This window comes from Microcoleus sp. B4-D4 (genome assembly GCF_036705185.1).
Taxonomy (GTDB): Bacteria; Cyanobacteriota; Cyanobacteriia; order Cyanobacteriales; family Microcoleaceae; genus Microcoleus.
Map to the genome: position 1 here is coordinate 1 of NZ_JAUBTX010000045.1, position 14,506 is coordinate 14,506.

Here is a 14,506-nt window from a genome sequence, read left to right on the forward strand (position 1 = left end):
TTAGTTGTTAGTTGTTAGTTGTTAGTTGTTAGTTGTTAGTTGTTAGTTGTTAGTTGTTAGTTGTTAGTTGTTAGTTGGTAGGGGCGGTGGATGGTGCGTGCCCGCCCTCATTTGTCAGTTGTTAGTTGTTAATTGTGCGGCATTGAAACTGTATGTCAAAAAACAGTAAAACTCTTGTGGGGCAGGCATCCTGCCCGCCCTGAATATGCAATGTTTATTTGCGTGACAGCTTAACAGTCAACAACGCCCCATCCCTCCGCTTCGATCCGCCCAATTCCCTTTAATAATTTTGAATTCGCTCAACCAAATCATAAAACGGTTGCCAATTATCCTCAAGAGCGATGGGTTCCCAAACAGCCTCAATCGTCGGCCTCAACAGCGATTGTTCGGGATTGTGCTGGCGCAACCTCTGGGCCATCTCATCCATATCGTCCGCCGACAAACTTTGCAAAACGTGACAATAAAACTGCCGCCAATGTGCTAACAAATCTGCTGGTTCCGCCTCGCTGAAGATTAGACTAGCATCATCTCGCCAAGTGCGATCGAACTGTCGGCGCAATTCCCAAAAGAAATCGTGATAATCAACTTGAGACTCCGCCAGCATCTTAATTGTCAGCTTCAAAAGCTCATCACCATCCGCCTCTGGCAAATCCTCAAATCCCAATCTATTCAGCATCAACTTGCGGTAAGCTGCATTATAATAATCGCCAAACTTTGCCAAGCCAGCATCCATATCAGCTTGAGGAATTGCCGCTGCTAGCGGTTGCTGAAGCTTCTCTAAATTCCCCTGGCAAATAAACGGTTGATTTCCGTAACAATAAAGACCGTAATGGTCGAAATAAGCTGCTGTAAATTCCGGCTTGTAAGTTGGTATAAAAGCAAACGGCCCGTAATCAAAACTTTCTCCAGTAATCGACATATTATCAGTATTCAGCACCGCGTGACAAAAACCAGCCGCCATCCACTGAGCAACTAATTCGGCTACACGTTCGACTAATTCTGCATAAAATAGCGCATATTTTTCTTCGGAAGAAGCACCCGAATTGCTAGCTGCTAAATGCAGTTCGGGATAGTAATATTCAATTACAAAATCTAAAAGTTTTTTAGTTAAATCCGGGCGGCGGATATAATGTAGTCTTTCAAACGTGCCAAAACGGATGTGAGAGTGGCTAAAACGCACCATTACGGACGATCGCGTGGGAGAGGGTTCGTCGCCCCGCCACAAAGCATCCCCAGTTTCAACTAAACTAAAACAGCGAGATGTCCGAACTCCCAATCTGTGTAAAGCTTCGGCGGCTAAAACTTCGCGAACTCCCCCTTTGAGAGTGAGTCTACCATCAGCGTGCCGCGAGTAGGGAGTGCGGCCGGAACCTTTAGTCCCGAAGTCATAAAGTCTGCCGTCAGTACCGCGAACTTGACCGTACAAAAAGCCTCTACCGTCGCCTAAATTCGGGTTGTATTCGTTGAATTGATAGCCGTGGTAGCGGAGTGCGAGAAAGGGACGCACGCAGTGAAATTTGCCGAAGGCTTCGATGAAATGTTGGTCGGTTACTTGTGCGGGCTCTAAACCCAATACTGGCAATAATTTGTCGTTGCGAAAACGGAGGATGTGTTGGGGAAAATCGGCTGCGGGGACTTCATCAAAATAGTCGCCGCCGAGGGATTCGAGGGCTGGTTCGTAGTTGAGGGAAAGCAAGGGATTTGACATTTTTGTATTTGATTGTTGACTGTTGACTGTTAGCTGTTAGCTGTTAACTGTTAACTGTTAGCTGTTAGCTGTTAGTTGTTAGCTGTTAGCTGTTAGTTGTTAGCTGTTAGTTGTTAGCTGTTAGTTGTTATTTGTTAGTTGTTATTGGGAATTGAGAATTGGAAAATGGAAAATGGAAATTTGTAGCAAGTAACAAGTAACAAGTAACAAGTAACAAGTAACCAATAACCAATAACCAATAACCAATAACCAATAACCAATAGCCAATAACCAATAACTAATGACTAATGACTAATGACTTTTAACCGCATATTCCCTCCAAAGTTGCTATTAATTTGAGATTATACTCATCTTCAAAACACGGTTTTTTGTAATCTAAACTCCACATTTCCAAAGCGCAATCGTCCTCGGAGTCGAGCGGTTGAAGCCGCAAGTGAAACTCTCGAAGTTCTGGGCGGTGTTCGCTTTTAAAATTAGCAATTGCGCCTATTTGCCGCCTGTCCAAAGCTACAGCAAGCCGCAGAAAAGGATGGAGTTTACTAACTATTTCTCGGTAGTTTTTGGGGAGGCTTACAAAATTCTCATGTTTCTTTTTCGGGGGGCTTTTCCGGTGATAGCGAGCCAAATTAGCAATTACTTCAATCTCTGTTTCAGAGTATCCCAATAACTCACCATTGCGAATTAAATAGTAAGAATGTTTGTGGTGCGCCGAATGACTGACGTACAAACCGCAGTTGTGCAGAATCGCGGCGGCCCACAGCAACTCCCGTTCTTCGGTTCCCCAATTGTGTAAAATTCCTTGGGTTTGGTCGAACAATTTGAGGGAAAACTCTGCGGTTCTTTCGCTTTGTTCTGTATTGACTTGATATTTTTCAGCCATCAGCAGAATGCTGCGCTGGCGGATTGAACCTTGATAGCGCAAGCGGTTTTCTATTAAACCGTGACTCAGCATCCAGTCAACAATGACGCCTTCTCTCAGAGACCGATCGCACACAGTGATCGATTCCATTCCTAATAGTGTCATCGCTTCCTGTAAAATCAAAGCGCCGGCGAGAATAATTTCTGCCCGCTTGTCCGACATTCCCGGAATTGCCAGTCTTTCTGAGTAAGAAAGTTTGCGGAAACGGTTGACTAAATCGCGCAAATCCTTTAGACTTAATTGATAGCCGGTCAACGGACTCGGAACTGTTCCCAGCTTTTCGCGAGCGTTAATGGCTGCTAGAGTTTCGATGGTTCCAGCGGTACCAATTAAACGCAGAGTTTCGCCCGCCTTGAATTGAACTCGCAATTCGTCGATCGGTCTTTCGAGCGAAATCCGAATATAAGCTTGCAAATAGGCAAACTCCTCTCTGCTAATCGGGTCAGTTTTAACAAATTCTTTTGTTAAGCGCACAGCACCGATTTTGGTACTGGTAAGACAGCGAGGTTCCGAGCTATCTCCTAAAATTAACTCGGTAGAACCGCCCCCAATATCAATAATTACCTGGGACTGATTGTTGAATTCCATACCCGAAAGCACGCCGAGATAAATTCTCCGCGCTTCTTCCTGACCGGAAATTAAGCTAACATTCAGGTCTAATTCGTCAGCAACTCGTTTGAGAAAATCCCGCCCGTTAGGAGCTTCTCGAATCGCACTGGTAGCCACAGCGATAATTTGTTCGGCGTTGAAAGTTTTAGCAATGTCTAGAAAACGGCTCAGAGTGGCGATCGCCCTTTCCATAACCTCAGCCTTTAAGCAGCCTGTTTTTGCCTCGGAATCGCCCAACCGAACCGTATCTTTTTCTCTAGCAATAATCTCAAAGGCGGGCAATTTCGGATCGATCCGCGCCACCACCATGTGAAACGAGTTAGTACCCATATCAATAGCAGCAATAATGCGATTTGACTCCGCAGAAGCAATTGAATTAACCATTGGAGTGTATGGGGGTTGACAGATATTTATGATTATTTCATAAATCCAGTTAGGCGCGAGCTTAAATCAGCAAAAATCGGGAATTAGGGCATCGGGCATCGGGCATCGGGCATCGGGCATCGGGACATACATCACTTTTTTTAGAACCGCTATAGTAAGTGGTTGTGCCTAAAATTTGATAAAATCTCAAATTAAAAATCTAAAATCTAGAATTAAAATGCTTCAAGAGTCCGATCGCCCAACCGAATCCACATTGCTAACCATCGTAAAGCTTTTGAGGTGGGACAAACCAGCAGGAAGGCTTATTTTAATGATACCAGCCCTCTGGGCCGTGTTTTTAGCAGCAGACGGGAGACCGCCCTCGGCATTAGTTGGCGTAATAGTGTTAGGAACCTTAGCCACGAGTGCGGCGGGATGCGTGATTAACGACTTGTGGGATCGCGATATCGATCCCGAAGTCGAAAGAACGCGATCGCGCCCCCTAGCATCCCGCACTCTCACCGTACAAACAGGAATCGGAGTTGCCTTAATTTCCTTAGCAAGCGCTGCGATTCTCGCATTTTATCTCAATCCTTTAAGCTTCTGGCTGTGTGTCGCCGCCGTACCAGTAATTATCTGCTATCCGCTAGCAAAACGATTCTTTCCAGTACCGCAATTAGTATTATCAATAGCCTGGGGATTTGCCGTATTAATTAGTTGGAGTGCGGCTGTCAATCAATTAGAAATAGCAACTTGGCTGCTGTGGGGAGCAGTCGTGTTTTGGACGATGGGATTTGACACAGTTTACGCGATGAGCGACAGAGAAGATGATTTGCGTTTGGGTGTGAATTCCAGCGCCATATTTTTTGGGGATAATGCCGCTAATGCTGTGGGTTTTTTCTTTGTTGGGACTGTCGGTTTGTTAGCAGCAATGGGAATTAATTTACATTTGCATATTGGTTTTTGGATAGCGATTGGTGCGGCAGCGATTTTGTGGGTTTTGCAGTACAGTCAACTGCGAAAGACCGACATTCCGAATCCCGTTTACGGTCAAATTTTCCGCCAAAATGTTTGGGTGGGGTTTGTGATTTTGGCGGGGATGATTGTTGGGGATATTTTTTAGCTGACTTGACAGTTGGAAATCGAATGGGGCCCCAGAAACCGGGTTTTTTACGAAAAGACCCCTTGTTACTGAGAGATTAGGTAAAAAACCCGGTTTCTTTGTCGCAGTGGGTAAGTCCTGACTTAAACAGGAACGCGCCAAATTTTTACAGTAGCATCTGCACTCCCGCTGACCAAAGTTTTGCCATCATAACTGAAAACAACAGACTGGACTGGGCCGAGATGTTCCAGAGTTTCCAACAACTCTCCTGTGTGAAAATTCCAAATCCGAATCGTGTTGTCAGCACCGCCACTGGCGAGAGTTTCACCATCGGGGCTAAAGGCAAGACTATAAACACTATCTGAGTGTTCTGTAAAAGTACGCAGCAGTCTGCCATTTTCAGTATTCCAAAGTTGAATTGGCTGTTGGGAACCGCTAGCGGCGACTGTTTTACCGTCCGGGCTAATCGCCACACACCAAATTATCCCAACAGAAGAATCGAACCAAGAGGCTACGGCACCGAAAAAATCTACTGGTCGAATGAGAGTGTGCAGCAACTCTTTTCTATGCCAATTCCAGATTTTAACTGCACCATCTAAACCGCCGCTAACTAAAATGCGCCCGTCTTTGCTAAAGGCTAGGCAATTAACTTCCCAAACGTGTCCCCAGAGAGTTTTTTCTATTCTACTTCTTTTCAGATTCCAGATATCAATTGTACCACCCATCAGCGTAGTACCAATGTGACCGTTTGCTAGGGTTTGTTCGTCGGTACTGAAAGCTAAACAGCTTGTCCGCAGGGCTAACAAGGTATTTCCCAGACTTTGTTTAAATTGCTTGTTTGCTACATCCCACAACTTGATACTGCCATCAAAAAATTCGTGGTTGCTGGCACTGGCAAGGGTTTTTCCGTCGGGGCTGAAAGCAACATCAATTACCCCACTACTATGTCCGGTGAAGGTGTGGAGTAATTCTCCTGTAGAAAGGTTCCAAAGTTTGATGGTTTTGTCCAAACTGCCGCTGGCAATAATGTTTTGATTGGGACTAATGGCGACGGAATTAACAACATCTGAATGATCTTTGAGAGTGTGCAGGCATTTCCAATTGAGCAACTGTTTCCACATTAGCGGTTCAACAGCGGGGTTTTGACAAATTACTGGCAGCCAGCTAATACCACAATATTCCTGATTCCAATTATCTTCTAGCTTTCTACGTGCCGATAGTACCGAGGCATAAAAAGAACTATCCCCAGCAAAATCAATTAAAAAATACTGCAAAAAATCCTGTGCTACTCTATCTGGTACTGGTTCTCGCATCACAATACTTTGAGGAATTTGTAATTGAGCGAGTTGGTTTGCCAGTCCCAAGCCATCACAAGAATTAAAAATAGCCAGTTGCAAACCGTGGGATATAGCCAGTTTCAGTGTATTCTTAAGCTCATCGATTTGTATACTTTCATCACTATTAATTTCAAAGATTCCTATTTTGCCATCAACGCTGTAGCTATGACCGGCAAAAAATAAAATATGCCATCCTTGTCGGTCACTAAGACACTCTATCAACTGCTTTTTGGTTGGCTGTTCTAGGAAATGACACTCGGCTTCGTCTGGGTTTAAACGTTCAAAAATTTGCCTGTCGAACTGGATATCTATACCGTCGCTATTACCTAAAACAGCGATAATTCTGACTTTGTTAGCAGTCAAGCCTTGTTTTGCCGAACAATAATACTCAGGTTCACTTAAGGCAATTTCAGCTTTTCTGTAATCGCTTGCAAATAAATCCCAAACTTGCCAAGGAATCTGTCTTAAATCGTTATTGTGAGTTTGAATAATTACTCGTATTTCTTCATTTTTGAGCAAGTTTTGTTGTAAACCGTCTCGGATTTTTTGCCACTCAGTATTTCCCGAGTTTAGCCATTCGTTGATGCTGAATACTAACTTTTCAGCAGAGTCTTTACAAGAAGATTTACTCTGGCGTCTAGCTGTCGCACGAGATCGATTTCCTGACGCATCGTTAGAAAGTGGGCTTACCTTTTTACTAAATGCAGCTTGCCATTCGCCAACTAATTGAGGAATGTGAGATGCAGGGGGTAGACGACCTCTAACTACAATTTCGGGGCGCAACCCCTCTTGCCCAATCTCTAAAATTGCAGTAAACCCAAGCTCGAAGTTTCCTTCTGATAAATTCAAAATTACAAGCTTTTCCATTGATTTATACTTATTAGCTTTCATCCACTGAACTCAAAAATCTTCTGTTATACTAACATCTCCAAAAATAATTTTTATACTAAAAAGCTCTGTCGGCTCGACAACAAATTCTAATTCTACGGAGTCCTCTGCATCTCCTGTTTGTTCTTCCATAATAATAGCTTCAGATTCGTCGAGGGCTATCACTTGTAAGTTTGGCGGTAAATGAACTGTATTATTAGTGGGATAAACCCAGACACAAATCCCTACTTCTGTCTCTGATTCAAGTGTTGTCTGGACAACAAGTGCGATCGCCTGATTTCCATCTAAATCAATTTCTTTGGCTCGCCTGACACTATTTTCAGGTACTGGAGTATCAGCGCTTATAGAACGAGCTTGCTTCCTGGGTAATATTGATTCTACAGGTTGCCACTCCTCAATTAATACCAGGCTGCTGGAGTCAATTTTTTGTGTTTTAACGATCGCATTTGGAGAACGTTGCTGAATCTGAGCCACGAGTTTGTCAATTAGTGGCTTATCTATTTCTTCGAGGGTAGCTCTCAACTCTAGCAACCATTTTAAGTCCGATGATTGAGGCTCTTCCAAAGGGAGAGTTTCTTCTACTATTTCTTCCCAATTATCCACTCCTACAGCTTGACAAATACTGACAAAGTTATCTTGCCTAATGGGCATTCGTCGCCAAAATTTCCTCAGAGCTGCTTGACCAACTTGAGCATTTTCATGCCAAGAGACAGCAATTTTTGTCCATCCCTTCTTGTTTCTGGCTAAGTCAATAATTGCTAGTCCTTTTTTTGATGCTTTGAGTGCGATCGCCATTATTACCTCTACTTAATTGCTTGTCTCATTCATTTTTAGTTAATCCGATCGCTTTTGGGGGTAGTACCAGAGGGGGTATCAAAAATAACGCAATAGAACCAAGAGCCAACAAGCATCCTAGATGTATGAAGACAAAAAAGTTAGGCCTAACTCGGTTGTCCTTTGTTCAAAAAATTGACTTGGAGACAAGAGTATGAATTGCAAAGTATTGATTTCACCCCTTTTGATTGGCTCGATCGCGCTCGGCCACACAACATTGGTACTAGCAGCAGTTTCAGGCGCTTCAATCGCTCGGACAGAGCTTCAGTCAGCCACGAATAATCTAACGCGAATTTGTATCGACAGACATGGCAATGAATACCCCTGTCCTTGATTCCTAGCAAAAATCTGGGGAAAGGGCGCACTTTCCCCTAAATCCCGCTTACTTCAGACGCTGACGCGCTTTACCAATATAAAAATCTTCATCTCGCTCAGCGAAATTACCATATTCGAGACAGTTTTTCCACGCTTCCAAAGCTTCTGCACCATTGCCCAGATGTTCTTGCACCTCTGCCATGATGCCGTAGCTTAAACCGCGATCGCTATCTAGTTTAACAGACTCTTGTAGCTTTTCCAAAGCTTCTTCAAAGCGTCCTTGTTCCTTCCAAGCCCAAGCCAGGTAAGTGAACAAAGCCGCTTCGACTATTTTGTCATGCTCAACTTTCTCCTTTTTAACCAGCTTTAAACCATAACCTATAGTTTGAACAGCCTTCGGCAAATCTTTATATTCAATGATGTACAAACGGGCTAAATTGCAGTACGCAGCAGCAAAGCCGCGCACTGCTGCTTCCTGATACAGTTCTATCGCTAGAGCTACTTTTCCTGCTTCTTCATTCATCCATCCCTTATTGTAATAAGTTGCTGGATTATCTGGGTTTAGTTTCAGAGATGTATCAAACTCTTTTCTAGCTGCAACTAATTCCCCAACTTCTTTTAATTCTAGTCCTCGATTATTAGCTATTATATCCCAAGATTGAGGTGGTACTACATCTTGAACTTGACTAAATTCAGCAATATTTTTTTCGGGGAATCTGCGTTTTTCCCATTCCCCCTGTTGGTCTTCTTTACCAAATAGCCAATCCAGATTATCTGCTTTAATTAAACTTGGAAATTTTAGTAAAAAACTCCACTTGTCCGAACCCGTGATTGTTTTGGAACTCGTTACATTTCGCCGATCTTCCAAGATATCCAAAGCTTTTAGGCAGTGAAGGGCATTGCGAATTTGCTCGTTTTCTAAAGCTTTGCCGCATTTTTGTGTCAGATAAACTAGATCCCGCAGCCTTGTCTGTTTCACCCACAGGTTAGTTCCTTGCCAACGACTATCAATATTTTTTTTGAGGCTTTCATAGGGATTACTTCTTTCCAAATCCGCGTCGGTGAAGGAGTACAAAGCCTCTATTAATATCTTTCCATGCTCTTTACCTTTTTTCCAGTTAAGGTTCCGACGAACATTATTCTCCATGAATGATTCCAAAAAAGTGTTTAAAAAACCTTGGGAATCCCAAGGGGAATCCCAAGGTTTATGTTTTCCCAAGCTGCTCAACGCCATTCTAGCAAGTTTTCAGCTACCTTGTGTAAATTTGCTTGGGGAAATTTAATCTTATATCGTAAATGCAGTCAGTCAAAAAGCCTTGCCAAGACGAGCTTTTTATCAGATTTTGTATTCAGTTAAATTTGCATCCACTTGTTTGATGAGGGTGATGATGAAACACATAGATAAATTGAGGTTGGCACTGGAACAATATTCCGATCGCACTCCTAAAGACGAATTGTTGTGCAAGCTAATTTTAGGAATTTGCTCGGAATCGCTGGATAGCCCGCAGCGCCTGAGATTGCTGAATCGCTTACTACGGGAACTGCAACTATTACCAAGATTGTCAAAGGTTTCTCATCCCTATTATTTGGAAGCTTTGAATAAAACTTGGCAATGGTTAGACAATAACCTGCACGAGTTTCATCCCCAACGCTCTCCGATTCAAGCCAGTCTCATCGCTTGGATTAACGGTTATCTACGGTATCGAATTCAAGATTTATATTCTAGCACAACTATCAAAGAGCTTTCGTTAGATTTAGATGCTTTAGAACGCAGCGGATTTTACGATGACTGCGTGAGTGGTTTGGAGGCCCAAATCGAACGGATTGAGAGACAAGAAAAAGCAGCTTTAGCAAGGGCTATCGCACAATACATCGATCGCGATCCAGAAAAAAAACTTCGCAAATGCCATCCTCGCAACCGTCCCGACTGCAACTGTCAATTGATTGTGCAAAAATTGTTGTTGCAGGAGTCGCCGGAAAAAATGTCCGCGCTCGCCCGACAGTTGAATATCAAGACACAGACGATGCACTCTTTTTGGAAAAGGACGGGATTTTTAAAGGTGCAAGCCATCGCCCGACAAATTGCTCAAAAAGACTCTGAGGTGACAGCAGATTGCTGAAAGTGTCTGTTGTGGCGATCGCCCGCAACCTCATTCCGAGGGCGATCGCTTCCATCATCTTTTATCCCCAAAAACTCAAACCAATCGAGCGCATAAAATCTTAAAGTCCCGATAAATATAGCTTTCAGCATCATTATCCCTCCCCTGCATCCCTTAAAAATCGGAATTTTGGCAATTATTTGTAAAGTTTCATTACAAACTGCATAAAAAATCCGGGTCAATCCAGATAGATATATAGCAGACAAAAATCCAGCGAGTTCAACAACTTTGTAAATTTTTGCTAATTAAGTTGAATTTGCCTGCTTTTGTGCTGTGGGGTGGCAATTGCTTTGCTGCGCCGATCGATTTTCCAAAAAAATTATCAATCGAGGTGTAAAATGTCTACTACTTCTATCGGCAATCTGAACGACAACTATTTCTCGATCGACTTCGCAGGTAAAACTGACCCCACAGACACCTATCGTTTTAATCGGCTGAATACAGGCAGCTTTCGAGTTACCGCTGAAGGGTTTAGTTCCATTGTCGGGATGCAACTCCTCGACAGCCAGGGAAAAGTCGTCAAAGAGATCGAAACCAACGGCACAAATTCGGGAACTTTTAGCATCGATAACTTGGGTGCAACCAATTATGCACTCAAAATTTCTGCACCCTCCCGCGATACAAATTATCAAGTTAGTTTAACCCCAGACGGCAAAGTTGACCCGCTGACAGGTTTGGGAGTTGACTCCGGCTTTTTCGCTACAGATTCCACGGGACAAGTTGGCTTTGACTGGTTGCACGACGGCGGCAATTATCAAGGTGAAGTTGCCATTTTCAGCGTGCTGGGAATGGAGAAATTCGCCCCTGGTTCTCAGGAATTTATCAAAGAAGCAGCAAGACGATCCCTGACTAATTCTACCTTTGGTCACGTAGTAATTTCTGACTCCACAGAAGGTGCAAACCCGCTATTTAACGGCATTTTAGGAGAGGCAAATTATAACCAGGGACAGTACAGCGGGCCGAAAACATTTGGGATGAAACCGGGAGAGGCTTTTGCGGTGATGCTGGTGCCAAATGGTACTGTGCAAGATGTGTTTAAAAATCCCAATGCTGGCGGTGACAAACGCCCACTGCTGTCGTTATCTAGCACTAATCCAGATGATGCTTGGCTGTACGGTCAAATAGCTGATGTTACTGGTACCGGCAAGGCATTTGCGATGGAAGATCAGCGGGTTGATACGGGTTCGGATAAAGATTACAACGATTTGGTTTTCAAGTTGACCGGTGCGACGGGTAAGGCTGTGCCGATCGACAAAGTGATCGATAAGAGTAAGGATTGGACTAAACTCGATGGCGGCAAGAAATTGATCGAGTATGTGACTCCAACAGCGCCAGTAGCCACAACGCCGCCTGCTGTTGTACCGCCTGCAACACCGCCTGCTGTACCACCAGTTGAGACAACAACGCCGCCTGCTGTTGTACCGCCTGCAACACCGCCAGTTGCTGTTGTACCGCCCGCTGTACAGCCAGTTGAGACAACGCCGCCAGTTGCTGTTGTACCGACCGCTGTACCGCCAGTTGAGACAACAACGCCAGTTGCTGTTGTACCGCCTGCAACACCGCCAGTTGAGACAACACCGCCAGTTGCTGTTGTACCGACCGCTGTACCGCCAGTTGAGACAACGCCGCCAGTTGCTGTTGTATCGCCCGCTGTACCGCCAGTTGAGACAACACCGCCAGTTGCTGTTGTATCGCCCGCTGTACCGCCAGTTGAGACAACACCGCCAGTTGCTGTTGTATCGCCAGTTGAGACAACACCGCCAGTTGCTGTTGTACCGCCCGCTGTATCGCCAGTTGAGACAACACCGCCAGTTGCTGTTGTACCGCCCGCTGTACCGCCAGTTGAGACAACGCCGCCAGTTGCTGTTGTACCGCCCGCTGTACCGCCAGTTGAGACAACACTGCCTGCTGTATCGCCAGTTGAGACAACGCCGCCAGTTGCTGTTGTACCGCCCGCTGTACCGCCAGTTGAGACAACGCCACCAGTTGCTGTTGTACCGCCTGTGATGATTACAGGGCCTGTGCCAATAAAACCTCCGATCGCCCCAACGACTCCCTCAGAACCGCCTGCGATCGACGAACAACCGCCTGTAACTGAACAAACGCCGGAGACTCAACCGCCTTTTGAAACTATTTTGCCGCCAGCGCCCGATCGAGCTTTTGTGGGCATCATCGATACTGGGTTTGCTGCGAACAATCCCGATTTGGATTACTCTAAAGTGACGATGGGGCACGATCATATTGACAAAGACAGCAATCCTTTGTTTACTGCCGGTACAGGTAACGAACACGGCACATTTAGCTGGGGTTTAGTGAGTGCGATTCAAGGGAACGACAAAGGCATTGACGGCTACAACGATAAGGCGAATGTTTATCTAAGTCGGGCAATTGGTTCGGGGGAATGGGATTTAGCTTTAACTGATTTTGTGGGTGAAGCGAAGGCACAAAAGCAAAAGAATGCGATCGCACTTCTTCCCCTCGATTTAACTCAAAAGAATGCTGACGGAAGTATTACCACTCGTTACGAATTTACTAACCGAGAACGTGCTGCTTTAGAAAATGCGCGGCAGAGTGGAGTGCTGTTAGTTGTGGCGGCTGGAAATGACGGCGGCGTGATGTCTGTTTTGGGTCAATCTTCCCAGGAGTTTGAGAATATTCTGACGGTTGGTTCGTCTGATGGATTTGGGCGATCGGATTATTCCAGCTACGGCTATGGTTTGGATATTTTAGTGCCCGGAGGTGCGATCGAAAATCCGACTTTATCGACTGTTGGCGATGATTTAGGCACGATGGCGGGAACTTCGGCATCGGCAGCTAAGGCGGCGGGGATGGCGTCTAAGGTTTGGGAGAGTAATCCCGATTTGAGTGTGACTCAAGTGATTGATGTTTTGACTGGAAGTGCGATCGATTTGAAGGAGCCCGGATGGGATGAAGAGACGGGTTTTGGGGTGGTGAATTTTAATAAAGCTGTGCAAGTGGCGAAGGAAACAGCGCCGCAACTTTATATTCCTGCACTTTTCTCAAATCCTACTACTTGGGGTTTGGAGGGACAAGTTACGCCATTAGAAAGGGCGACGGCCGATCAGTTCAATGGCAAATATTATGATTGGGAATCATACACTCTTAAATTTGGAGATACTCTCAGCCAAATTGCACTCGAAAGAACGGGCAATGCTTCTTCAGATGCTTACAACTGGATTGCTCAGAAAAATAACATTCCCAATGCTAGTGACGTTAAGGCAGGGGCCACCATCCAGATTCCCAAAGAGGTAGCAGCACCTCAGCAACCGATCAATTCAAACCCCACACCACCGCCTACTTCAATTTCTCTCAACGGTCACACCATTGGTGGCAATTTTTATCCTGTTTTCCAGAATTATCAAGGGACTTTAGGTAATCCCACTTCTGATGTCACCAACTATAATGGTATGAGCTATCAGATATTTGAGAAAGGATCGATCGTCAGCAGTGAAAATGGAACTTTCCCGCTTTACGGTGGCATTCGTCAGACATTCTTAAAAAACGGTGGATTGGAAGGTTGGCTAGGTGCTCCCAAGAGTGGGGAAAAGGGTCTGGGGAATGGAAATATTATTCAATACTTTGAAAAGGGTTACATCTACTGGAATGGTAGTAAGGCGACGGCTTACAAAGAAGGTAGTGGTATTCCAGTGAATGAGATTCCTAATGTTGGCAATCAACCAGTTTTGAAGGACTATAGTCAACCTGCCCTGTTTTCTAATCCCACTGCATCTAATCCTTTAGTCGGATTCAGTCACCCCTTACAAGGTGCTGGAACTCTTACACAAGGGCCTGGTGGTTCAACTTCACACACTGGTACAGCGCAATATGCCATTGACTATGGCGTGAAGTTGGGTACACCCGTATATGCAATGCGTTCAGGTACAGTGAAAAGAGTAATAGATGCCTACTCAGACACAGGTGGTGGTTCGGCAAAAGCGAATCAAGCAAACTTAGTTACGATTGAACATGATGGAGGATATCGTTCTGCTTACTTACATCTACAACAGGGATTTAGTTCAAAAGTAGCAGGAGGAATAAAGGAAGGTACTACTGTCAAAGCAGGACAGCTAATTGGGTACAGTGGAAATTCTGGTTGGAGTACAGGGCCTCACTTGCACGTAGAAGTTCATAGACCAAATAGTAATGGTACTTTTGGTCAGACTGTCGCATTCCGAATTAGTTAATTTTTGCTAAATCATGTCCTCCGATTGCTCGTAGTTAATTAAATGAGCGATCGCCCTCTGCTAAGTC

The 14,506-nt window shown here is 44.7% G+C and carries 8 protein-coding genes; 3 read left to right on the forward strand and 5 right to left on the reverse strand.

Features of this window, described 5'->3' with window-relative positions; genetic code table 11:
• Positions 1 to 280: 280 nt before the first annotated feature.
• A complete protein-coding gene (locus tag QUB13_RS24420; protein ID WP_333385971.1) occupies positions 281 to 1,708 on the reverse strand; it encodes a protein adenylyltransferase SelO in 1,428 nt (475 codons plus the stop codon).
• A 301-nt stretch (positions 1,709 to 2,009) separates the two neighbouring features.
• Positions 2,010 to 3,620, reverse strand: coding sequence for a Ppx/GppA phosphatase family protein (locus tag QUB13_RS24425; RefSeq protein WP_333385973.1), 1,611 nt, complete (start codon positions 3,618 to 3,620; stop codon positions 2,010 to 2,012).
• Between the two features lie 217 nt (positions 3,621 to 3,837).
• On the opposite strand from QUB13_RS24425, the gene QUB13_RS24430 reads away from it, so the two are divergent.
• Positions 3,838 to 4,722, forward strand: a complete 885-nt coding sequence (locus tag QUB13_RS24430) for a 4-hydroxybenzoate solanesyltransferase (RefSeq protein ID WP_333385976.1) — start codon at positions 3,838 to 3,840, stop codon at positions 4,720 to 4,722.
• A gap of 122 nt (positions 4,723 to 4,844) precedes the next feature.
• Here the strand turns inward: QUB13_RS24430 and QUB13_RS24435 are convergent, their stop codons facing one another.
• The 3 genes from QUB13_RS24435 to QUB13_RS24445 all read right to left on the reverse strand — a co-directional run bounded on the left by QUB13_RS24435 (position 4,845) and on the right by QUB13_RS24445 (position 9,309).
• Positions 4,845 to 6,905, reverse strand: a complete 2,061-nt coding sequence (locus tag QUB13_RS24435; protein ID WP_333385979.1) for a CHAT domain-containing protein — start codon at positions 6,903 to 6,905, stop codon at positions 4,845 to 4,847.
• A gap of 33 nt (positions 6,906 to 6,938) precedes the next feature.
• Positions 6,939 to 7,721 (reverse strand): DUF1822 family protein, encoded by a 783-nt coding sequence (locus QUB13_RS24440; RefSeq protein ID WP_333385982.1) that lies wholly within the window; start codon positions 7,719 to 7,721, stop codon positions 6,939 to 6,941.
• Positions 7,722 to 8,142: 421 nt separating this feature from the next.
• Positions 8,143 to 9,309, reverse strand: coding sequence for a tetratricopeptide repeat protein (locus QUB13_RS24445; protein WP_333385985.1), 1,167 nt, complete (start codon positions 9,307 to 9,309; stop codon positions 8,143 to 8,145).
• Between the two features lie 151 nt (positions 9,310 to 9,460).
• Here QUB13_RS24445 and QUB13_RS24450 point away from each other — a divergent pair, with 151 nt between their 5' ends.
• Entirely contained in the window at positions 9,461 to 10,195 is a 735-nt protein-coding gene (locus tag QUB13_RS24450) for a hypothetical protein (RefSeq protein WP_333385988.1), read from the forward strand.
• 377 nt (positions 10,196 to 10,572) lie between these two features.
• Complete coding sequence (locus QUB13_RS24455) at positions 10,573 to 14,439, forward strand: S8 family serine peptidase (RefSeq protein ID WP_333385991.1); 3,867 nt, start codon at positions 10,573 to 10,575, stop codon at positions 14,437 to 14,439.
• The last annotated feature ends 67 nt before the right edge of the window (positions 14,440 to 14,506 follow it).